The following is a 19,836-nucleotide window of genomic DNA, read 5'->3' as shown; positions in this document are numbered from 1 at the left end:
CCGTTCCGGGAAGGGCAAGGGCCGGATGCCGGCGCACCGCGCGATCCGGAAACGGGATTTGCGGCCGCGGAAGGTGCGCGTCCGGAGCGCCGCAGCGTTTTGCGGGGGGCTTGCTTTACGCCGCGCCGTTCGCCTTGCGTTTCAGCCAGCCCAGCACATGAAGGCGCAGGGCCGAGGACAGGTTGCCCTCGATGCCCCTTTCGTCGTCGATGTCGCGGATGAGGGCGGCGAGCGGTAGATCGCGCTCGACGGCGATGGCCTTCAGCTCGTCGTGAAAGGCGGGCTCGAGCGAGAAGCTCGTACGGTGGCCGTGCAGGGTGGTCGAGTATTTGCGGATCATGCCCGTCCCCCACAAAGGTGCCGTCCGTCTGGAGCCGCTCCATGTGCGAGAGCCAACGGCGCGCCCTGCTGCTTCGACAAATGCCGCAGCCTTCTGACGGATCGATTCCGCTTCTTTCGGCAAGGGCTTGAAAGATCAGCCTTTGCCGTTCTTGGGATCGTCTTCCGGCCGTTCCAGCTGGCCCTGTTCGAACGCCTTCTGCGCCTTGTCGTTCAGCGTGCGCGTCAGTGTCTTCTCCGCCTTGGTGCGGCCAAAGCTGATGCGGTTCTGCTCGGCCTGCTTCTCTTTTTCGGAGCGGGCCTTCTGCTTGCGAACCTGGCGGAGATTGACGACGTCGCCGCTCATCGCGCGGCCTCAGTTCTTCTTGCGGAAGGAATCGAGCGAAACGACGGAACCACCCTTGTTGTTGTCGTCGCCACCGGTCGGCGGCGTCGGGTCCTCGGTGGTTTCTTCGGTTTTTTCCGCAGCGACGGGGTAGGCGGTGATCTCGGCGGAGTGTTCTTCCTCTTCCTCGACGGCCGGTACGTCGAATTCCAGTTCGAAGCTTACCGACGGGTCATAGAAGCCGCGGATGGCGTTGAACGGGATGACGAGCTTTTCCGGCGTGTCGGAGAAGGAGAGGCCGATCTCGAACAGGCTTTCCGTGACTTTGAGGTCCCAGAACTGATGCTGGATGACGATGGTCATCTGCTCGGCATATTTTGCCTTCAGGTGCTGCGAGATGCGCACGCCGGGGGCGTTGGTCAGGAACGTGATGAAGAAGTGGTGCTCGCCCGGCAGATGGCCGGTGACCGCAATTTCGGACAAAACCTTGCGGATGACGCTGCGCAGCGCGTCCTGGGCGAGAATGTCATAGCGAATGTGGTCTTGCGCCATCCGTTCCTGTCTTTCTTCCAGCCTTTGTGTTCAGGCATTGCATGAGAGCACTTCCGCTTTTCGTCGAATTGCAGAAAGGCTCCGTCTCTTGTTTCAACGCAATTCCAGCAAAACCGCTTCACGCTTTTGCTGGAATTGCGTTGGCCTCATACCCTAGGGCACGAGTCATCTGGCACAGCTATAGACCATTTCAAGGGATTGGAGAAGGTGAAGGCTTCTGTTGCCAGGTGCCTTCGGACCCCGCCTGCCGGTGCGACCCGTCAGGACTTTGAGTGAAGTGTCACACCGCCATTAGGCAGCGAGACGAGCTTCCGCATAGTTGTCGTTTGCAACTACAAGTTTAGCCCGATAACGGTGGTACAATGCCGAGCAAAAAGTCGATCTTTACGCCCTTGTCGATCCTATTTCGCCCCCATCAAAAGCCGGTCTGCTTGGAAAGACCGGTTTTTGGTGGAGGCGCCGGGTACCGCCCCCGGGTCCAATGGGTTTATTACACCGCCCGTTTATTGCCATAGCTGCCGAGGCAGCACCCCTCATATAGGCGCTCTCGGCCTTCAAGAAAAGGGCTTTGTGACAGGGATTTGGCAAAGTTTTTCGGTTCAGGCGGTTTCGGCGAGCGGGGGCGGGGTTTCCGCCGTCCATTGCTTCTGGAAGTCGGCAAGCGGGACCGGGCGGCCGAAATAGAAGCCCTGGAAGGCCATGCCGCCGAAGGATTGCAGGAGCAGGAACTGTTCCTTCGTCTCGATGCCTTCGGCGACGACGGACAGGTCCAGCGTGCGGGCGATGTCGAAGATGCTCTTGAGCAGCAGGCGGTTGCGTTTGCTCTCCGGGGCGTCCTTGACGAAGGAGCGGTCGATCTTGATCTCCTGGATCGGCAGGCGGCGCAGATGGCTGAGCGAGGAATAGCCGGTGCCGAAATCGTCGAGCGAGAGGGTGAGGCCGGCGGCGCGCAGCACGCCCATCTTCTCCGCGATGGCATCGACGTCGTTCGCCATCATGCTTTCGGTCAGTTCCAGCTTGAGGCGTGCCGGGTCGATGTCCTGCGCGCGGATCCGGGCGAGCACCGTGTCGGCGAAGTCGGCCTTCATGAACTGGTCGGCGCTGACATTGACCGCGAGCCTCAGGTGGCGGGTTGCTTCGTCCTGTTGCCAGAAGGAAAGCGTCTTGAGAGCCTCGTTCAGCACCCAGTCGCCGATGGCGGGCATCAGGCCTGCCTGCTCGGCGATGGGGATGAATTCGGCAGGCGACACGAAGCTGCCGTCCGGTCGCCGCCAGCGCAACAGCGCCTCCGCGCCGGTGACCGTGCCCGTCTGGTCCACCTGCGGCTGGTAGAACAGCTCGAATTCCCGGTTCTTCAGCGCGGCGGTGATGTCGCGCTCCCGTCCGAGATTGCGGGCGAATTCCTGCCGCATCATATAGAGGCAGCCACACAGCATGGTGACGGCGATCGTCACGTTGACCCACGATCCGACGAAGCGGAAATCGTTGGAAATCGGCCGGGCGAAGGGCAGGGCGACCTGCGTGCTGGCGAAGACGACAAAGGTCGCAAGCGAGAGCGCGATGATGGCGAGCTGCCGGCGCGACGGGCGTTGCTGGTAATTGATATAGCCGATCATCGCCAGCACGAGCAGGAAGAGATGCGAGACCCGCGGGGCGATGTCGTTCGGCACGTCGAACAGCAGGCAGAAGGCGGCGATGATGACGAGGAAGGCGACCTGGGAAAGGAAGATGGCAGCGGTCAGCTGGCGGCGCCGGGCGAGCACGAAGCTGGCGATCGCGACGGTGACCAGCGCCACGTCCATGGCGACCATCGACCATTCCTGCATCGCCGCGAAGACGAAGCCCCAGCCGGCCGTCAACACGCCTGCGGCGAGGGAGGCCGTGGCATAGACGAGCCGGAAACGATCGGAATAGTCGTCAGTCTGTCTCACATGCGGGGGTACTCGCGGTGGGGTGGTCCATCAGGTCTTGTGCAGATAGCTGTAGCGGAAATTCCTTCAGAAAGTGCAAAAATATCGCGCGGTAAAACCCAGGCGAGCGGGGCCTGCGCCATGTGGAGGCTTTCGCTGGCGCTTTATTAGCGCTTGACTTGCCGGAGCGGCTTGAAAAACATGGCCGCCGGCCGGTGCGCCATGGCGGCGGCCGCCGCGCAATCGGAGAGGAGATGCCATGACCGATTATCTCGCAGACGTCCGCAAGTATGACAGTGGTGCGGATGAGGCCATCGTCAAGAAGATCGTGAGCCATCTCGGCATCGCGCTGCGCAACCGGGACTCCTCGCTCGTCTCCTGCTCCGACCCGGAAGAGCTGAACCGCGTCAAGGAAAAGTGGTGCGCCAAGAAGTTCGGCATCACGGGCGAGGCTGCCGACAAGGCGGTGGAGGCCGTCTGCAAGGCGATGGCCGACGACCGCACGAAATCGCGCGTCACCTTCTATTATCTCACCGCAAAGGAACTCGGCACGCTCGGCGCGCTCGCCTGAGGAAATCCGGGACAACCCGATTTCACGCTTTGGCCGCCGCCGTTCCCGCTCTAGTATCTCACGCTGGACAACGAATCGGCGGCGACCATGCAGCAATATCTCGACCTTCTCGCCCATGTGATGGAAAACGGTACCGACCGCGGCGACCGGACCGGCACGGGCACGCGTGGCGTCTTCGGCTACCAGATGCGCTTCGATCTCTCGGAAGGTTTTCCGGTTCTGACCACCAAGAAGCTGCATCTGCGCTCGATCATCCATGAGCTCCTGTGGTTCCTGAAGGGTGACACCAACATCGGCTATCTCCATGAGAACGGTGTCACCATCTGGGACGAATGGGCGGATGCCGAGGGTGAACTCGGCCCGGTCTACGGCTACCAGTGGCGCTCCTGGCCGACCCATGACGGCCGCCATCTCGACCAGATCGTCGCCGTCGTCGACAGTATCCGGCGCAATCCGAATTCCCGCCGTCATATCGTCTCGGCCTGGAACCCGGCGCTGGTCGACGAGATGGCGCTGCCGCCCTGCCATTGCCTGTTCCAGTTCTACGTGGCGGATGGAAAGCTCTCCTGCCAGCTCTACCAGCGTTCCGCCGACATCTTCCTCGGCGTGCCCTTCAACATCGCCTCCTATGCGCTGCTGACCATGATGGTGGCGCAGGCGACCGGCCTGCAGCCGGGTGATTTCGTGCATACGCTGGGTGACGCGCATATCTACTCCAACCATTTCGAGCAGGTGCGCACCCAGATGGCCCGCCGCCCGAAGCCCTTGCCCTTCATGAAGCTCAATCCCGATGTGAAGGACCTTTTCTCCTTCAAATTCGAGGACTTCACCCTGATTGGCTATGAAGCCGATTCAACCATCAAGGCGCCCATCGCCGTCTGATTTTCGGGTACTCGCATGACTGAAGCCAAGATCGTCCTCGTCGTGGCTGCCGCCAGGAACGGCGTCATCGGCCGCGACGGCGACCTGCCGTGGCGCCTGCCGTCGGATCTCAAGCGCTTCAAGCAGTTGACGCTGGGCAAGCCGGTGGTGATGGGGCGGAAGACTTGGGAATCGATCGGCAAGCCGCTGCCGGGCAGACCGAACATCGTCATTACCCGTGATGTGTCGTTTTCCGCACCCGGCGCTGCGGTCGTTTCCTCGCTCGACGCCGGGCTTTCCGCTGCCCGCCGTGAGGCGGAAGGACTTGGCGTGGACGAGATCTGCGTCATCGGCGGCGGGCAGATCTATGCGCAGGCCTTCGACCGGGCGGACATCCTGCACGTCACCCATGTCCAGGCGGATGTGGAGGGCGATGCGCGCTTTCCCGATATCGATCCGGCAGTCTTCGAAAAAGTGGTGGACGAGCCGATTCCGCAGGGAGAGAAGGACAGCCACGCCATGCGCTTCGTCACCTGGCGTCGAAAAGCGGTCCTGTAGCCCCGATCACGAACTATTTTGCCGCACAAGCCGGCAAGCTCACGCGGATTTGTTGAAAGGTGCCGGAGTGATACCTATAACGGGTTCACCTCGCGTAGCGCGGTGAAACATTCCGCGAAGCGCGGCACGTAGGGATATAAAGAAAGAGGTATTGATGCCCTGGAGCAATCAGAACGGCGGCGGCGGCCCTTGGGGCGGCGGCAGCGGCGGTGGTGGAAACAATCAGGGGCCATGGGGGCAGGGTCCGAACCGGCCCCGCGGCGGCGGCGGAAGCGGCAATGGCGGCCCGCCCGACCTCGAGGATATCATCCGGCGCGGCCAGGATCAGCTGAAGAACGTCATGCCTGGTGGCATCAATGGCGGCGTCGTGGTCATCGCGCTGCTTCTTGTCGGCGTCTTCTGGCTGATGAACGCCATCTACACCGTTCAGCCGGACGAACGCGGCGTCGAGCTGCGCTTCGGCAAGCCGAAGCAGGAAGTCGCCATGCCCGGCCTGCATTTCCACCTCTGGCCGCTCGAAACCGTCGAACTCGTCAAGATCACCGAGCAGCAACAGAATATCGGCCGCCGCTCGGCCTCGTCGAATGCCGAAAATTCCGGCCTGATGCTCACGGGTGATCAGAACATCGTCAACGTGCAGTTCTCGGTGCTCTATTCGGTCACGGATCCGCAGTCCTACCTCTTCAATCTCGAATACCCGGCGGAGACGCTGCAGCAGGTTTCCGAAAGCGCCATGCGCGAAGTCGTCGGCCGCCGCCCCGCCCAGGACATTTTCCGCGACAACCGTCAGGCCATCGCGGAGGGCGTGAAGACGACGATCCAGGCGACCATGGACGCTTACGGCGCTGGCATCTCGATCAACACCGTCGCCATCGAGGACGCGGCCCCACCGCGCGAGGTCGCCGACGCCTTCGACGAAGTGCAGCGCGCCGAGCAGGACGAAGACCGCTTCGTCGAGGAAGCCAACCAGTACGCCAACCAGAAGCTGGGTCTTGCCCGCGGTCAGTCGGCGCAGATCCGTGAAGAGGCGGCCGCCTACAAGGACCGTGTCGTCAAGGAAGCGGAAGGCGAGGCGGCGCGCTTCCTCTCCATCTACGAACAGTACAAGGTAGCGCCCGATGTCACCCGCAAGCGTCTTTTCCTTGAAACCATGGAAGACGTGATGAAGAACTCCAAGAAGGTCATCATCGACGAGAAGCAGGGCGGCCAGGGTGTGGTTCCCTTCCTTCCCCTCAATGAACTCGGCCGCACCACCGGCCAGCAGGCGGGAGGCACGCAGTAATGGGCAACCGTATACCGGCAATCCTGATCGCCGTCGGCGTTCTCCTCTTCATCGTCTATTCCTCGGTGTTCGTCGTCAACGAACGCCAGCAGGCGATCGTCATCCGCTTCGGCCAGATCCAGGACGTCAAGTCCGAACCCGGCCTCTACTTCAAGCTGCCCTTCGGCTTCATGGATGCCGACAGCGTGCAGTACATCCAGGATCAGGCGCTGCGCTTTGATCTCGACAACATCCGCGTCCAGGTCTCGGGCGGCAAGTTCTACGAGGTCGATGCCTTCGTGGTCTACAAGATCACCGATGCCCGCCGCTTCCGCGAAACGGTTTCGGGCGATCGGGAATCGGCTGAAGCGCGCCTGCGTACCCGTCTCGACGCGGCCCTGCGCCGGGTCTACGGTCTGCGCGGCTTCGAGTCCGCTCTCTCCGAAGAGCGCGCCTCGATGATGCGTGAAGTGCGCGGCGAACTGACGAACGATGCATCGAGCCTCGGCCTCACGATCTCCGACGTTCGTATCCGTCGTACGGACCTGACGCAGGAAGTCTCGCAGCAGACCTATGACCGTATGAAGGCCGAGCGTCTGGCGGAAGCCGAACTCATCCGTGCCCGTGGTAACGAAGAAGGCCAGCGCCGCCGCGCCATCGCCGACCGTCAGGTCGTCGAGTTCGTCGCCGCCGCGCAGCGCGATTCGGAAATCCTGCGAGGCGAGGGCGACGGCGAACGCAGCCGTGTCTACGGCGAAGCCTTCTCCCAGGATGCGGCTTTCTACGACTTCTACCGGTCCATGATCGCCTATCGCGATGCGATGAGCACCTCCGACACCACGCTTGTGCTGTCGCCGCAGTCGGAGTTCTTCCGCTACTTCGAGGATGCCGCCGGTGCGAAGCCGGTGACCTCGGGCACGGCGACGACGCCGTCGACCGCAAACTGAGAACGGCATGACCGATTTCCTGACGGGGATCGCGTTCTTCCTGATCATCGAGGGGCTGGTGTACGCACTGGCCCCTTCGATTTTGAAGCGCATCGCGGAAATGCTGCCGCAGATTCCGGAAAGCCAGCTGCGTGCCTCCGGGCTCGTCGCCGTGGCGCTCGGCGTCGCCATGGTGTGGTTCATCCGCGGCGCGTGAACGCGGCCCTTGCGGCTGCCTGCGAAGACGGGCAAGACTTCACATGAATTCAGCGCGGCGGACTGATTTTTGCCGTATCCGGGGCAAACACTCGCCGCGACAATCAGACGAAAGAGGATGCCGACCATGGCTTTGAAGATGAGGTCCAGCGTTGCCCATGCGGCACTCGCACTCGCGGTGAGTTTTTCGCTGGTCGCGGGGGGACCGTTTGCCGTGCCGGCAGCTGCGCAGGTCAAGCCGAACGGCCCGGAATCGGTCGCCGATCTTGCCGAAAACCTGCTCGACGCCGTGGTGAACATCTCCACCTCGCAGAACGTCAAGAGCGACGACAAGGCGCCCATCCCGCAGGTGCCGGAAGGTTCGCCCTTCCAGGATTTCTTCGACGAATTCTTCAAGGGTGAGGGGGGCGAGGGCTCCAACCAGGGCCAGACCGTCAACTCGCTCGGTTCCGGCTTCGTCATCGACCCTTCGGGCTTCATCGCCACGAACAACCATGTCATCGAGGGCGCTGACGACATCGAGGTGAATTTCGCCAACGGTTCCAAGCTGAAGGCAAAACTCGTCGGCACCGACCCGAAGACCGATCTGGCGCTCTTGAAGGTCGAGCCGAAATCGCCGCTGAAGGCGGTGCCGTTCGGCGATTCCCGCACCATGCGCATCGGTGACTGGGTGATGGCGATCGGCAACCCGTTCGGCCTTGGCGGCTCGGTGACCGTTGGCATCATTTCCGCGCGGGGGCGCAACATCAATGCTGGCCCCTACGACAATTTCATCCAGACGGACGCCGCCATCAACCGCGGCAATTCCGGCGGTCCGCTGTTCAACATGAAGGGCGAGGTCATCGGCATCAACACGGCGATCATCTCGCCTTCCGGGGGGTCGATTGGCATCGGTTTCTCCGTGCCGACGGAGCTTGCGCAGAACATCTTCATGCAGCTGCGCGATTTCGGCGAGACGCGGCGCGGCTGGCTCGGCGTACGCATCCAGCCGGTCACCGACGACATTGCCGAAAGCATCGGCATGAGCGAGGCCAAGGGCGCGCTCGTTGCTGGCATCATCAAGGGCGGGCCGGTCGACAACGGCTCGATCATGACCGGCGATGTCATCACCCGCTTCGACGGCAAGGATGTCGACGAGATGCGCGACCTGCCGCGCGTCGTTGCCGAAAGCCCGGTCGGCAAGGCGGTCGACGTCGTGTTGCTGCGCGACGGCAAGGAGATGACCGTCAAGGTCACGCTCGGCCGCCTCGAGGACGGCGAGAAGCAGGCCGAGGGTGACGAGGTGACCCAGGACGAGGGCACGACGGAGGAAGGCACGACGCCCGAGACCGGCGAAGCCCAGCCCAGCAAGGCCGACATGGTGCTTGGCATGGGCATCAGCGACCTCGGCGAGGAGGCGCGCAAGACCTTCGAGATCGTCGAAAGCGTCAAGGGCGTCGTGATCACCGAGGTGGCGCCCGATTCGGCTGCCGCCGAACGCGGCATCGTGCCCGGCGACGTCATCGTCGAGATCGGCCAGGAGGCGGTAGCGACGGCGGAAGAGGTCAAGGCCCGAATCGCCAAGCTGAAGTCCGAAGACCGCCGCAACGCGCTGATGATGATCGCCAACCGCACCGGAGCGCTGCGCTACATCACCGTGCGCATCGATTAAGGCGAGTCCCGCCAAGGGTTTGCAGGCGAAAGCCGAAAAACGGATTCAGGCCGTTGGAGCATTGCTTCAACGGCCGTTTTCATGGCCGTGGCTAGCGGTTGTACCAGGTTGCACGATCCAGCGTGTAGAGCACGTGCGGGCGCAGCGCATCGTCGAGGCCTGGCATGTCGAAATTCCGCTCGGGAGCCGCGCGCATGCCGATGCGCTGCATGACGGCGATCGAGCGCGTGTTTCCGGCGACTGCGAAGGAGACGATCTCGCCGAGGTTCTTTTCTGTGAAGCCGAAGGCGAGCAGCCGTTCGGCGGCCTCGGTGATGTAGCCCTTGCCCCAGTGACGCCGGGCCAGCCGCCAGCCGATTTCCACCGTGCCGGCCGGCAGGTGCGGTTCAAGCCGTTCCGTCGTGCGCGCGAGACCGCAGAAGCCGAGCGCCGCGTCGCTTTCCCGCTCGGCGAGCGCGTAGAAGCCGAGGCCGGTCTCGGCGATGGTGTCGCGGATGCGCTCGAAGAGTTCGTCGGACTGGGCGCGGGTGCGCAGGAACGGGAAGAACTCCATCACCACGGGATCGGAATTGATCTCGTGGAAGAGGTCCCGGTCCTTCTCCTCCCAGTTCCGGAGCGTGAGGCGGCTGGTCGTGGAGATAGGCATCAGCCGGCAACGAAATCGGATTTGCGGTAGCCCTGCAGGTAGAGCAGCGCAGTGAGGTCGCCGTGGTCGATGCGGATCTTCGCCTCTGCCGCGACGGCCGGCTTGGCGTGCAGTGCGACCCCGGCGCCCGACAGATGCAGCATGCCGAGATCATTGGCGCCGTCGCCGACGGCCATGGCGTCGTCAGGCGAAATGCCGAGCCGTTCGGAAATCTCGATCAAGGCGTCCACCTTGGCCTGCTTGCCGAGGATCGGCTCGGCCACTTCGCCGGTCAGCTTGCCGTCGGCGTCGATGAGCAGGTTGGCGCGGTTCTCGTCGAAGCCGAGTGTCGCGGCGATGCGGCTCGTGAAGACGGTGAAGCCGCCGGAGACGAGCGCCGTGTAATAGCCCTTCGCCTTCATGGTCGCGATCAGTTCGCGCCCGCCCGGCGTCAGCGTGATGCGCTTTTCGATGACCTCGTCGACAACGGAGACCGGCAGCCCCTTGAGCAGGGCGACACGCTCGCGAAGCGCAGGTTCGAAGGCGATCTCGCCGTTCATGGCGCGGGCCGTGATGGTCGCGACCTTGTCCTTGAGGCCGACTTCGGCGGCGAGCTCGTCGATGCATTCCTGGCCGATCATCGTCGAATCCATGTCGGCGATCAGCAGCTTCTTGCGCCGCGTTTCCGCTTCCTGGATGGCAAGGTCGACCGGTTCGCTGCCGATGACAGCGCGGATGGCCGCCTCGGATGCCTCGAGATCGCTGCCGTCGCGCAGCGCGATGTCGCAGGCAATGCCGTCGGCAAGCCAGTAGAGGCCGGACGCCTTGACCGCATCGGCAGCCTTTTCGGCGAGGGCGGGCGTCAGGACAGGATTTGACGGATTGGCGACAAGCGTGGCAACGAAAGCCATGATGAGAAACCTTGATCGAAAGCGGGACGCGATCCTGATAACGGGCCCGACGGCCAGCGGCAAGTCCGCGCTCGCCGTGCGGCTGGCGGCCGAGCACGGCGGCGTGGTGGTAAACGCCGACAGCATGCAGGTCTATGACACGCTCGATATCCTCACCGCCCGACCGCAGCCGGACGACATGGGGGGCATCGAGCACCGGCTCTACGGCCATGTGCCGGCCGGCGCGACCTATTCGACCGGCGACTGGCTGCGTGAGGCGACGTCGGTCGTCACGGAGTTGCGGCAGCGGGAAAAGCTGCCGGTCTTCGTCGGCGGAACGGGACTTTATTTTCGCGCGCTGATGGGCGGGCTCTCCGACATGCCGGCGATCCCCGAGGCCGTCCGCACGCGCCTGCGTGCCCGGCTTGTGCAAGAGGGGGCCGAAGCCCTTCACCACGCGCTCGAGATTGGCGATCCGCAAACGGCGGCGCGGCTGAAGCCGGCCGACGGCCAGCGCATCGTGCGGGCGCTGGAGGTGCTGGAGGCGACGGGGCAGTCGATCTCGGCCTTCCAGGCAGCGAGGGGACCGGCCGTCATCGATGCGGACAGGGCACAGAAGATCGTCGTCCTGCCGGACCGTGCGGTGCTCGCTGCCCGTATCGACCGGCGCTTCGGCGCGATGCTTGCCTCCGGCGCCGTGGCGGAGGTGCAGGCGCTGCTGGCGCTCGATCTTTCTCCAGCCATGCCCGTCATGAAGGCGATCGGCGTACCACAGATCGCGGCGATGCTGGCCGACGAGATGAGCGCGGCTGAGGTCGCCGAGCGCGGGGCGGCGGCGACGCGGCAATATGCCAAGCGCCAGATGACCTGGTTCCGCAACCAGCTCGACGAGAGCTGGCAGCGCATCGATCCGCTGGCCCCTACGGGCACGCCCGGCGAGCCTTTTTAGAGGTTTTTGCGATCGGCCCCTCCCAATGTCCTGACGCGCAGGACATTGGGAGGGGCCGTCGTGCTTAACGCCGGATCAGGCTGCTCAACGGCTTCTTGAGAAGCTGTTCGCGAATGGAACCCTCTCGCCGCGGCTCCTGCTGCTCGCCGAAAGCCGGTGCAGGACGCGTTACCGGCTGGCGGTAGGGATCGGCAGCGGCGCGCTGCGGTTCGGAGGTCAGCTCCCGGCGGATCGCCTCGAAACGTTCCTGGGGCGATGGGTCGTAGACACTCTGGGCGCCCGGCAGCATATCGGGTCGGTACGGCTCTGGTTGGGTCGCGGCGGCTGCTTGTAGCGTCTCGACGTAGCCTTCCTCGTCCTCGTAGGGTGCATCCTCGTAGCCGGTCGGGAGTGGCATGGTCTGGCCCTGGGCGGCAAGGTAAGAATTCTGGAAGCCGGAAATATCAGGTCCGGTGATGGCGCGCATGCGGGCGACGATGGAGCGCAGGTCCACACTTTGCGGCGTCTCCTCGTTGATTTTGACGCCGGTGCCGTTCGCCTTTGGCAGACGGCTGGTTTCGACACGCGAGAAGCGCATGCGCATCGGCACGGCCACGGCCTCGCCGAAGGCGATCGCTTCGCCATTGCCGATCGAGGAGATGAAGCTGGTCGTCGAGGACGAGGAGTTGGGGATCGCCGAGCGGATGATCTCCTGGTCGTGCTCGTTGGCAAGGCGCATGGCAAAGATCGTCGAGCACTGCGAGAGGATCGTCGGGTCGAGCTCGCCGGGGCGCTGGGTGATGATGCCGAGCGAGACGCCGTATTTGCGACCCTCCTTGGCGATGCGGGCGATGGCCTGGCGCGTCGGCATGAAGCCGAGCTTCATGTCGGCCGGCACGTAGCGGTGTGCCTCTTCGCAGACCACGAGCATGTGTACGCCGCCATTGCTCCACAGGCCGATTTCGAAGGCCATGCGGCAAAGCACGGACGCGACCGAATTGACGACCTCCGAGGGGATTCCGGCAAGCTGGAAGGTGGTGACCGGCTTACCGTCGCCGGGAATGCGGAAAATGCGGGCGATCGTGTCGAGGATCGTGTCGGTGATCGTGTTCGAGGAGAACATAAAATGGTAGCGCGGGTCATTGATCGCCGACATGATCTTGACCTTGAGCGAGCGCAGATGCGGCTTTTCCGCCCGGCCTTCGAGGCGTCCGATGCGTTCGTCGATGAGCGCCAGCAGATCGGCTATGCGGAAGGGCACCGGCGTATCCGAGGTCACCGAACTCTTTTCGCTGGTACGGCGCATCAGGCCGTTGTCGCTTGTTCCGCGGAAGGCGCGCTTGGCCTCCGGGATCAGGTCGCGCAGGATATCCATCTCCTCGTGCACCGGCGGGCGGCCGCGGAAGACCACTTCGGCGAATTCCTCGAGCTTGAACAGCCAGAACGGCAGGTCCAGCGTTTCGGTGTCGATGACGACGGCGAGGTCGCCGAAGGCCGAGGCGAACTCGTTGTGCGGGTCGAGGATAAGCACGCGCAGGCGCGGGTCGGCCTGGATCGCCTTATGCAGCAGCAATGTGACCGCGGTGGATTTGCCGACGCCCGTCGTGCCGACGACGGCAAAGTGCTTTTCCAGCATGGAGGGTACGTGGATCGTTGCGTCGAGCGTCTCGTCCTGCGTCAGCTTCCCGATGGCGCAGACATTGTTCTTGCCGGTATCGTAGACCTTGGCGAGATCCGAGGCGCGGATGCGGTGAGCGACGGCGCCGAGATGCGGGTAGTCGGTGATGCCGGCGGAAAACGCTTCGCGGCCGTCGGCTCCGACATGGACCTCGCCCAGCAGTTCCACCTCGATGCGGAAGACGGTGTCGTGATTCTCCACCCAGCTCTTCTGGTCGGTGGACATGGAATAGACGAGGGCGACGACGCGGTTGCGGCCAACGGAAATGGAAATGAGGCGGCCGACCGCCCACAGTTCCGTGAGCGCTGTCTCTCCACTTTCCGCAACGGCGCTGATGGTGGCGTGCGATCCGTTGCAGGCGACGACGCGGCCCAGCAGGCGGTTGCCCGTCGATACGCCATCCCGGCGATCCTGCTCTCCAGCCACGATGGAGCTTTGGAAATCATTGTTCAGCAATCACGGCACTCCTTGCCATCAATGGAGAAGTCTAGCGCCTGCCGCTTAATAAGACGTTTCGTCCCGGGGCGTCCTCGGCGGGCCTTTTCCCAAAGGGGGCGCAATTCGTGCCGTTTCGAAACAGGCGGAAAGGCGTTGACGCGCGCGGCCTTTGCCGTTAACACTTCGGCCCATGAAAAAACTGACGGCTATCATTCTTGTGGTGGGAAGGCGCATGGGCAGGGTGGTGTAACCACCCGGCGAAAGCACCCATGCGCGGTAAGCAGGCTCCTCCAAGGGGCCTTTTTTTATGCCCAGAAGTTCGATATTCACACCTGAAATACCAAAGAGACGGACGGAAATCCGATGAGCGGAACAGAAAATCAGATGACGGGCGCCGAAATTGTCTTGCAGGCCCTGAAGGACAACGGCGTAGAACATATCTTCGGCTATCCGGGCGGTGCCGTCCTGCCGATCTATGACGAGATCTTCCAGCAGGAGGACATCGAGCATATCCTCGTGCGCCACGAACAGGGCGCAGGCCATATGGCCGAAGGCTATGCCCGCTCCACCGGCAAGGTCGGCGTCATGCTCGTCACCTCGGGGCCGGGCGCGACCAATGCGGTCACGCCGCTGCAGGACGCTCTGATGGATTCCATCCCGCTCGTCTGCCTCACCGGTCAGGTTCCGACCACGCTCATCGGGTCGGACGCCTTCCAGGAATGCGACACGGTCGGCATCACGCGCCCCTGCACCAAGCACAACTGGCTGGTCAAGGACGTCAACGAGCTCGCCGGCGTCATCCACGAGGCCTTCCGCATCGCGCAGTCCGGCCGCCCGGGTCCCGTCGTCGTCGACATCCCGAAGGACGTCCAGTTCGCGACCGGCACCTATACGCCGCCGTCCGCCGCGCCGATCCAGAAGAGCTACCAGCCGAAGCTGCAGGGTGATGCGAACCAGATCGCGGCCGCCGTCAGCCTGATGCGCTCGGCCCGCCGGCCGGTCATCTATTCCGGCGGCGGCGTCGTGAATTCGGGGCCGGAAGCCTCGCGCCTCCTGCGCGAACTGGTCGAGATCACCGGCTTCCCGATCACCTCCACGCTGATGGGCCTCGGCGCCTATCCCGCTTCCGGCAAGAACTGGCTGGGCATGCTCGGCATGCACGGTTCCTATGAGGCGAACATGGCGATGCATGATTGCGACGTCATGGTCTGCATCGGCGCGCGCTTCGACGACCGCATCACCGGCCGCCTGAATGCTTTCTCGCCGAATTCGAAGAAGATCCACATCGACATCGATCCGTCCTCGATCAACAAGAACGTCCGCGCCGATGTTCCGATCCTCGGCGATGTAGGTGCTATCCTGGAGGACATGGTCCGCCAGTGGCGTGCTGCCGCCAAGGACTACGACAAGACGGTCCAGAACGACTGGTGGACGTCGATCGCCAAGTGGCGGGCGCGCAACTCGTTCGCCTACAAGGCAAGCGACGACGTGATCATGCCGCAATATGCCATCCAGCGTCTCTACGAGCTGACCAAGGACCGCGACACCTACATCACGACGGAAGTCGGCCAGCACCAGATGTGGGCGGCGCAGTTCTATGGCTTCGAGCATCCGAACCGCTGGATGACTTCGGGCGGCCTCGGCACGATGGGCTACGGCTTCCCGGCGGCGATCGGCGTGCAGGTCGCGCATCGCGACAGCCTGGTCATCGACATCGCGGGCGACGCCTCGATCCAGATGTGCATCCAGGAAATGAGCTGCGCGGTCCAGTATAACCTGCCGGTCAAGATCTTCATCCTGAACAACCAGTATATGGGCATGGTCCGCCAGTGGCAGCAGCTCCTGCACGGCAACCGCCTGTCGAACTCTTACACGGAGGCGATGCCTGATTTCGTCAAGCTCGCGGAAGCCTATGGCGGCGTCGGCATCGCCTGCGACAAGCCCGGCGATCTCGACGGCGCGATCCAGGAAATGATCGACGTCAAGCGTCCGGTCATCTTCGACTGCCGCGTGGCGAACCTTGCCAACTGCTTCCCGATGATCCCGTCGGGCAAGGCGCACAACGAAATGCTGCTGCCGGACGAGGCCACGGACGAAGCGGTCGCCAATGCGATCGACGCCAAGGGTCGCCAGCTCGTTTGATGTAGAGGTAGAGACAATTATGAACGCACACCTTCAGCCCACCGGCTCTGCCTATTTCATCGCCAAGGAAACGCAGGTCGCCGAGAGCCACACGCTCTCCGTGCTCGTCGACAACGAGCCGGGCGTTCTTGCCCGCGTCATCGGCCTGTTCTCCGGCCGCGGCTACAATATCGAGAGCCTCACCGTCTCGGAGACCGAACACGAGGCGCATCTGTCGCGCATTACCATCGTGACGCGTGGCACGCCCGGTGTTCTCGAACAGATCAAGTCGCAGCTCGAGCGCATCGTGCCGGTGCACCGGGTTGTCGATCTCACCGTTCGTGCCAAGGTGATGGGCCAGGAGCGGCCGATCGAGCGCGAGGTCGCGCTGGTCAAGGTCACGGGGTCCGGCGAAATGCGCGCGGAAACCCTGCGCCTTGCCGATGCTTTCCATGCCAAGGTCGTCGACGCCACCACCGACCACTTCATCTTCGAGATCACGGGCAAGTCGTCCAAGGTCGACCAGTTTGTGGCCGTCATGAAGCCGCTCGGCCTCAGTGAAGTGTGTCGCACGGGCATTGCCGCGATGAACCGCGGCCCGCAGGGCATGTGAGCCGATAACGGGCTGCCCGCGTTCGCTTTGGAGGCGGGAAAAAACATCACAGGGGCCTTCCGCCACAGTGCGAAGCCCCCTTTTTCGTTCCTAGATCATCTCCAGTGGCCGCTTGCGTGTGGGCGGCGGGAAGGCTTCGTCAAGGAGGCGCAGATCCTCCGAGGTCAGGCGGATTTCGGCGGCGCGGACGTTTTCACGCACCCGGTCCGGCGAACCGGATTTCGGGATGGCGATGACGCCGGGGCGGGTCAAAAGGAAAGCAAGGGCGATCTGCGCGGAGCTCGCCTTGTGGATGCGGCCGATCTCGTTCAGCACCGGGTGGCCGACGAGGCGGCCCTCGTCGAGCGGCGAATAGGCCATGATCGGCACGCCTTGCACCTGGCTCCAGCGTAACAGATCATATTCGATGCCGCGGCGGGCGAGGTTGTAGAGCACCTGATTGGCCAGCGGGCGCGCCGGCTCCGCCACGTCGAGCAGTTCGACCATGTCGTCCTGGTCGAAGTTGGAGACGCCCCAGGCGCCGATCTTGCCTTGCGCCTTCAGTGTCTCGAAGGCATCGACCGTCTCGGCGAGCGGATGGCTGCCGCGCCAGTGCAGGAGGTAGAGGTCTATATGATCGGTGCCGAGGCGCTTCAGGCTCGCTTCGCAGGCGGCGATCGTGCCGCTGCGGCTCGCGTTGTAGGGCAGCACCTTGCTGACGAGGTACACCGCGTCGCGCTGTCCTCTGATCGCCTCGCCGACCACGGTTTCGGCACCGCCATCGGCATACATTTCCGCCGTATCGATGAGCGTCATGCCGAGATCGATGCCGGTGCGCAGACTGTTCGCCTCTTCGGCCATCGAGGCATCGCCTTCGCCCATGTGCCAGGTTCCGAGCCCGAGGGCCGGCACCTGCCGACCGCCAGGGAAAGTGACTGCCGGTAGTTCCGCTTTCATGTTGCGCTCCGCTTGCAAGGGCCATGCATCAGCCATTCAAATTGCATGCATGACAAGAATTGGCTGGTCGTTGCAAGGAGATGGACTATCAATCGGAAAAAACAACCGGGATATTCAGGACCTCCCATGCAGATCGAGATTTTTCTGGCGCTTCTGGTCTTTGCCTTTACCACCTCCATCACCCCCGGCCCGAACAACATGATGCTGTTTGCCTCGGGCGTGAATTTCGGCTTCGTGCGCACGGTCCCGCATATGTGCGGCATCGGCGTCGGTTTCCTCGTGCTGCTGCTCGCCGTCGGCTTCGGGCTCGGCGCGCTCCTGGAGGCGGTGCCGATGGTCTACACGGTGCTGAAAGTCGCCGGCGGCGCCTATCTCATCTGGATCGCCTGGAAGATCGGCACGTCGCGCTCGCTGGGCGAGGGCAAGACGGGCGCGCGGCCGATGAGCTTCCTCGAAGCCGCGGTGTTTCAGTGGGTCAACCCGAAGGCCTGGGTCATGGCCGTTTCCGCCATGGCGACCTACACGAATTCGGCCAACTACACGATGAGCGTGCTGATCGTGGGCGTCGCCTTCGCCATCGTCAATTTCCCCAGCGTCTCCACATGGGCGGGCTTCGGCTCGGCGCTGCGCCAATGGCTGTCAGACCCGGTACGATTGAAGTGGTTCAACATATCGATGGCGCTGCTGCTTGTCGCAAGCCTCTGGCCGATGCTGCGCTAGCGGCGTACAACGGAAGCCGGACGGGAGGGATTGCCATGCACGACCACGATCATGACGACCATCATCACGACAACCACTTCTCGCCGATGGAAGCGCGCGTGCGTGCGCTCGAAACCATCCTGACGGAAAAGGGCCTGATCGATCCGAAGGCCATCGACGTCATCGTGGAGACCTACGAGACGAAGATCGGTCCGCGCAACGGCGCGCGCGTCGTTGCCAAGGCCTGGGCAGAGCCGGACTTCGCCGCCTGGCTGAAGCGGGATGCGACGGCGGCGATCGCCAGCCTCGGTTATACCGGCCGGCAGGGCGAGCATATGCGGGCGGTGTTCAACGATGGCGAGACGCACAATCTCGTCGTCTGCACGCTCTGCTCCTGTTATCCCTGGTCCGTGCTCGGCCTGCCGCCGGTCTGGTACAAGGCGCCGGCCTACCGGGCGCGTGCCGTCATGGACCCGCGCGGTGTGCTGGAGGAGTTCGGCGTCACGCTGCCTGAGGACCGGAAGGTCCGCGTGTGGGATTCGACGGCGGAGCTGCGTTATCTCGTCGTGCCTGCGCGGCCGGCGGGCAGCGAGGGGCTCGACCAGGAAGCGCTTGCCGACCTCGTGACGCGCGATGCGATGATCGGCACGGGGCTGGCCCTGTCCCCGGAGGGGCGGGCATGAACGGGCCACACGATCTCGGCGGCCTGCACGGTTTCGGTCCCGTTGCGCCGGAGGTGAATGAGCCATACTTCCACGCCGAATGGGAAAAGCGGGCACTCGGCGTAACGCTGTCCTGCGGCGCCTTCGGTGCCTGGACCATCGACGAGAGCCGCCATGCGCGGGAAAACATCCCGCCGGCCACCTATCTTGCCGCGAGCTACTACGAGATCTGGATCCGGGCGCTGGAAACGTTGCTGCAGCGCCACGGCTTCGTCAGCGGGGCGGAGCTTGCCCAAGGGCGGATGCTGGAAAAGGGCACGCCGCCCAAGCGCGTGCTGACGGCGGAGATGGTTCCGGCCGTTCTTGCCCGGGGCGGGCCGTGCGATCGTCCACTCGACACGGCGCCGCGGTTTGCCGCCGGCGCGCATGTACGCACTCGAAATTTCAATCCGGCGACGCATACGCGCCTGCCGCGCTATGCCCGCGGCAAGATCGGCGTGGTCGAGACCGTGCAGGGCGCTTTCGTCTTTCCGGATGACAGCGCGCATGGCAAAGGCGAGAACCCGCAATGGATCTATACCGTCGTCTTCGACGGCGCCGAGATCTGGGGCGAGGGGGCCGCACCCGGTCTCACCGTATCGATCGACGCCTGGGAGAGCTATCTTGAGCCGGTGTGAAACGCCCGCCGATTCGCCCGGCCTGCCGAAATCCCTCGAGGGCGATCCGGTCTTTGCCGAGCCCTGGCAGGCACAGGCCTTCGCCATGACGGTGCGTCTCCACGAACGAGGCGTCTTCACGTGGGGCGAATGGGCCGAAGCCCTGTCGCGTGAGGTTCACCGGTCCGGACGGGCGGTCGATGGCGCGGACTATTTCGATTGCTGGGTCGCCGCGCTTTCTACGCTGCTGGCCGCCCGTGGCGTTGCCAGCGAGGTGGAGCAGGCCGCGTTGTCCGACCGCTGGGCCCGCGCCGCCGAAGCGACGCCGCACGGCAGCCCCATCCTCCTCGAAAATGCGCCTGGCGATTAGCCGGGCCCGCAGGGCGTTTTTCCGAGGCGCAAACCCCTATTGACCTCAAC

At 63.7% G+C, this 19,836-nt stretch carries 22 protein-coding genes and 1 other RNA gene; 14 read left to right on the top strand and 9 right to left on the bottom strand.

All coding sequences use genetic code 11. The features are described 5' to 3' along the window. Positions 1–115: 115 nt before the first annotated feature. The 5 genes from K0P03_RS11235 to K0P03_RS11215 all read right to left on the bottom strand — a co-directional run bounded on the left by K0P03_RS11235 (position 116) and on the right by K0P03_RS11215 (position 3,147). Positions 116–340, bottom strand: a complete 225-nt coding sequence (locus K0P03_RS11235) for a ribbon-helix-helix domain-containing protein (protein ID WP_050744579.1) — start codon at positions 338–340, stop codon at positions 116–118. A 135-nt stretch (positions 341–475) separates the two neighbouring features. Beyond that, the gene (locus K0P03_RS11230) at positions 476–685 is read right to left on the bottom strand and encodes a DUF4169 family protein (protein WP_023514230.1); all 210 of its coding nucleotides are present in this window, start codon (positions 683–685) and stop codon (positions 476–478) included. A 9-nt stretch (positions 686–694) separates the two neighbouring features. Continuing rightward, positions 695–1,216, bottom strand: a complete 522-nt coding sequence (locus K0P03_RS11225) for an SspB family protein (RefSeq protein WP_024270540.1) — start codon at positions 1,214–1,216, stop codon at positions 695–697. A 206-nt stretch (positions 1,217–1,422) separates the two neighbouring features. Next, positions 1,423–1,783, bottom strand: a transfer-messenger RNA (tmRNA) gene (gene ssrA / locus K0P03_RS11220). A 32-nt stretch (positions 1,784–1,815) separates the two neighbouring features. Beyond that, complete coding sequence (locus K0P03_RS11215) at positions 1,816–3,147, bottom strand: putative bifunctional diguanylate cyclase/phosphodiesterase (RefSeq protein ID WP_272789614.1); 1,332 nt, start codon at positions 3,145–3,147, stop codon at positions 1,816–1,818. 238 nt (positions 3,148–3,385) lie between these two features. Here K0P03_RS11215 and K0P03_RS11210 point away from each other — a divergent pair, with 238 nt between their 5' ends. The 7 genes from K0P03_RS11210 to K0P03_RS11180 all read left to right on the top strand — a co-directional run bounded on the left by K0P03_RS11210 (position 3,386) and on the right by K0P03_RS11180 (position 9,170). After that, entirely contained in the window at positions 3,386–3,697 is a 312-nt protein-coding gene (locus tag K0P03_RS11210) for a DUF2853 family protein (RefSeq protein ID WP_023516050.1), read from the top strand. An 87-nt stretch (positions 3,698–3,784) separates the two neighbouring features. Further along, positions 3,785–4,579: a thymidylate synthase gene (locus K0P03_RS11205; protein ID WP_023516051.1), complete on the top strand. Its 795-nt coding sequence runs from the start codon at positions 3,785–3,787 to the stop codon at positions 4,577–4,579. A gap of 15 nt (positions 4,580–4,594) precedes the next feature. Then, positions 4,595–5,116, top strand: a complete 522-nt coding sequence (locus K0P03_RS11200; RefSeq protein ID WP_023516052.1) for a dihydrofolate reductase — start codon at positions 4,595–4,597, stop codon at positions 5,114–5,116. Positions 5,117–5,270: 154 nt separating this feature from the next. Beyond that, on the top strand, positions 5,271–6,398 hold the full coding sequence (gene hflK / locus K0P03_RS11195) for an FtsH protease activity modulator HflK (RefSeq protein ID WP_023516053.1): 1,128 nt from the start codon (positions 5,271–5,273) through the stop codon (positions 6,396–6,398). Further along, positions 6,398–7,324 carry a protease modulator HflC gene (gene hflC / locus K0P03_RS11190; RefSeq protein ID WP_024270541.1) on the top strand — a complete coding sequence of 309 codons (927 nt, stop codon included), beginning with the start codon at positions 6,398–6,400 and terminating at the stop codon, positions 7,322–7,324. Before hflK ends, hflC begins: the two co-directional genes overlap by 1 nt. A 7-nt stretch (positions 7,325–7,331) precedes the next feature. After that, positions 7,332–7,520, top strand: a complete 189-nt coding sequence (locus tag K0P03_RS11185; protein ID WP_272789613.1) for a DUF2065 domain-containing protein — start codon at positions 7,332–7,334, stop codon at positions 7,518–7,520. A gap of 117 nt (positions 7,521–7,637) precedes the next feature. Next, the gene (locus tag K0P03_RS11180; RefSeq protein WP_443020543.1) at positions 7,638–9,170 is read left to right on the top strand and encodes a DegQ family serine endoprotease; all 1,533 of its coding nucleotides are present in this window, start codon (positions 7,638–7,640) and stop codon (positions 9,168–9,170) included. A gap of 91 nt (positions 9,171–9,261) precedes the next feature. Here the strand turns inward: K0P03_RS11180 and K0P03_RS11175 are convergent, their stop codons facing one another. After that, positions 9,262–9,816 carry a GNAT family N-acetyltransferase gene (locus K0P03_RS11175; protein ID WP_272789611.1) on the bottom strand — a complete coding sequence of 185 codons (555 nt, stop codon included), beginning with the start codon at positions 9,814–9,816 and terminating at the stop codon, positions 9,262–9,264. Continuing rightward, positions 9,816–10,706 (bottom strand): phosphoserine phosphatase SerB, encoded by an 891-nt coding sequence (gene serB, locus K0P03_RS11170; RefSeq protein ID WP_272789610.1) that lies wholly within the window; start codon positions 10,704–10,706, stop codon positions 9,816–9,818. Before serB ends, K0P03_RS11175 begins: the two co-directional genes overlap by 1 nt. Between serB and miaA the strand changes: the two genes are divergently transcribed. Further along, entirely contained in the window at positions 10,705–11,634 is a 930-nt protein-coding gene (miaA, locus tag K0P03_RS11165; RefSeq protein ID WP_272789609.1) for a tRNA (adenosine(37)-N6)-dimethylallyltransferase MiaA, read from the top strand. The genes serB and miaA overlap by 2 nt on opposite strands. Before the next feature lie 64 nt (positions 11,635–11,698). Here miaA and K0P03_RS11160 read toward each other — a convergent pair whose 3' ends face one another. Further along, positions 11,699–13,747, bottom strand: a complete 2,049-nt coding sequence (locus K0P03_RS11160) for an ATP-binding protein (RefSeq protein WP_272789608.1) — start codon at positions 13,745–13,747, stop codon at positions 11,699–11,701. 345 nt (positions 13,748–14,092) lie between these two features. On the opposite strand from K0P03_RS11160, the gene K0P03_RS11155 reads away from it, so the two are divergent. Beyond that, on the top strand, positions 14,093–15,871 hold the full coding sequence (locus K0P03_RS11155) for an acetolactate synthase 3 large subunit (RefSeq protein WP_050744586.1): 1,779 nt from the start codon (positions 14,093–14,095) through the stop codon (positions 15,869–15,871). 19 nt (positions 15,872–15,890) lie between these two features. Continuing rightward, positions 15,891–16,463, top strand: coding sequence for an acetolactate synthase small subunit (gene ilvN, locus K0P03_RS11150; RefSeq protein ID WP_023515971.1), 573 nt, complete (start codon positions 15,891–15,893; stop codon positions 16,461–16,463). Between the two features lie 90 nt (positions 16,464–16,553). Here ilvN and K0P03_RS11145 read toward each other — a convergent pair whose 3' ends face one another. Continuing rightward, positions 16,554–17,399, bottom strand: coding sequence for an aldo/keto reductase (locus K0P03_RS11145; RefSeq protein WP_050744587.1), 846 nt, complete (start codon positions 17,397–17,399; stop codon positions 16,554–16,556). A gap of 126 nt (positions 17,400–17,525) precedes the next feature. Here K0P03_RS11145 and K0P03_RS11140 point away from each other — a divergent pair, with 126 nt between their 5' ends. The 4 genes from K0P03_RS11140 to K0P03_RS11125 are packed head-to-tail and all read left to right on the top strand — an operon-like array spanning position 17,526 to position 19,786. Then, positions 17,526–18,119, top strand: a complete 594-nt coding sequence (locus tag K0P03_RS11140; protein ID WP_272789607.1) for a LysE family translocator — start codon at positions 17,526–17,528, stop codon at positions 18,117–18,119. Positions 18,120–18,154: 35 nt separating this feature from the next. Next, positions 18,155–18,781, top strand: a complete 627-nt coding sequence (gene nthA / locus K0P03_RS11135) for a nitrile hydratase subunit alpha (protein ID WP_023513698.1) — start codon at positions 18,155–18,157, stop codon at positions 18,779–18,781. Then, positions 18,778–19,437, top strand: coding sequence for a nitrile hydratase subunit beta (nthB, locus tag K0P03_RS11130; RefSeq protein ID WP_050744589.1), 660 nt, complete (start codon positions 18,778–18,780; stop codon positions 19,435–19,437). The genes nthA and nthB overlap by 4 nt, the downstream gene beginning before the upstream one ends. After that, positions 19,424–19,786 (top strand): nitrile hydratase accessory protein, encoded by a 363-nt coding sequence (locus K0P03_RS11125; protein ID WP_023513700.1) that lies wholly within the window; start codon positions 19,424–19,426, stop codon positions 19,784–19,786. Before nthB ends, K0P03_RS11125 begins: the two co-directional genes overlap by 14 nt. Positions 19,787–19,836 lie beyond the last annotated feature (50 nt).

The organism is Shinella sp. HY16 (assembly GCF_028534175.1).
Taxonomy (GTDB): domain Bacteria; phylum Pseudomonadota; class Alphaproteobacteria; order Rhizobiales; family Rhizobiaceae; genus Shinella.
The sequence above is the reverse complement of the archived record's forward strand: the minus strand, read 5'-3'. Positions and strand labels throughout refer to the sequence as shown.

What these genes read in the sequence shown, in the direction of transcription:
- hflC (WP_024270541.1), top strand. Translation starts at nt 6,398, where the DNA reads ATGGGCAACCGTATACCGGCAATCCTGATCGCCGTCGGCGTTCTCCTC.
- miaA (WP_272789609.1), top strand. Translation starts at nt 10,705, where the DNA reads ATGATGAGAAACCTTGATCGAAAGCGGGACGCGATCCTGATAACGGGC.
- K0P03_RS11205 (WP_023516051.1), top strand. Translation starts at nt 3,785, where the DNA reads ATGCAGCAATATCTCGACCTTCTCGCCCATGTGATGGAAAACGGTACC.
- nthA (WP_023513698.1), top strand. Translation starts at nt 18,155, where the DNA reads ATGCACGACCACGATCATGACGACCATCATCACGACAACCACTTCTCG.
- K0P03_RS11145 (WP_050744587.1), bottom strand. Translation starts at nt 17,399, where the DNA reads ATGAAAGCGGAACTACCGGCAGTCACTTTCCCTGGCGGTCGGCAGGTG.
- ilvN (WP_023515971.1), top strand. Translation starts at nt 15,891, where the DNA reads ATGAACGCACACCTTCAGCCCACCGGCTCTGCCTATTTCATCGCCAAG.
- K0P03_RS11185 (WP_272789613.1), top strand. Translation starts at nt 7,332, where the DNA reads ATGACCGATTTCCTGACGGGGATCGCGTTCTTCCTGATCATCGAGGGG.
- K0P03_RS11140 (WP_272789607.1), top strand. Translation starts at nt 17,526, where the DNA reads ATGCAGATCGAGATTTTTCTGGCGCTTCTGGTCTTTGCCTTTACCACC.
- K0P03_RS11175 (WP_272789611.1), bottom strand. Translation starts at nt 9,816, where the DNA reads ATGCCTATCTCCACGACCAGCCGCCTCACGCTCCGGAACTGGGAGGAG.
- K0P03_RS11180 (WP_443020543.1), top strand. Translation starts at nt 7,638, where the DNA reads ATGCCGACCATGGCTTTGAAGATGAGGTCCAGCGTTGCCCATGCGGCA.
- K0P03_RS11155 (WP_050744586.1), top strand. Translation starts at nt 14,093, where the DNA reads ATGAGCGGAACAGAAAATCAGATGACGGGCGCCGAAATTGTCTTGCAG.
- K0P03_RS11200 (WP_023516052.1), top strand. Translation starts at nt 4,595, where the DNA reads ATGACTGAAGCCAAGATCGTCCTCGTCGTGGCTGCCGCCAGGAACGGC.
- K0P03_RS11230 (WP_023514230.1), bottom strand. Translation starts at nt 685, where the DNA reads ATGAGCGGCGACGTCGTCAATCTCCGCCAGGTTCGCAAGCAGAAGGCC.
- K0P03_RS11235 (WP_050744579.1), bottom strand. Translation starts at nt 340, where the DNA reads ATGATCCGCAAATACTCGACCACCCTGCACGGCCACCGTACGAGCTTC.
- serB (WP_272789610.1), bottom strand. Translation starts at nt 10,706, where the DNA reads ATGGCTTTCGTTGCCACGCTTGTCGCCAATCCGTCAAATCCTGTCCTG.
- K0P03_RS11210 (WP_023516050.1), top strand. Translation starts at nt 3,386, where the DNA reads ATGACCGATTATCTCGCAGACGTCCGCAAGTATGACAGTGGTGCGGAT.
- K0P03_RS11225 (WP_024270540.1), bottom strand. Translation starts at nt 1,216, where the DNA reads ATGGCGCAAGACCACATTCGCTATGACATTCTCGCCCAGGACGCGCTG.
- hflK (WP_023516053.1), top strand. Translation starts at nt 5,271, where the DNA reads ATGCCCTGGAGCAATCAGAACGGCGGCGGCGGCCCTTGGGGCGGCGGC.
- nthB (WP_050744589.1), top strand. Translation starts at nt 18,778, where the DNA reads ATGAACGGGCCACACGATCTCGGCGGCCTGCACGGTTTCGGTCCCGTT.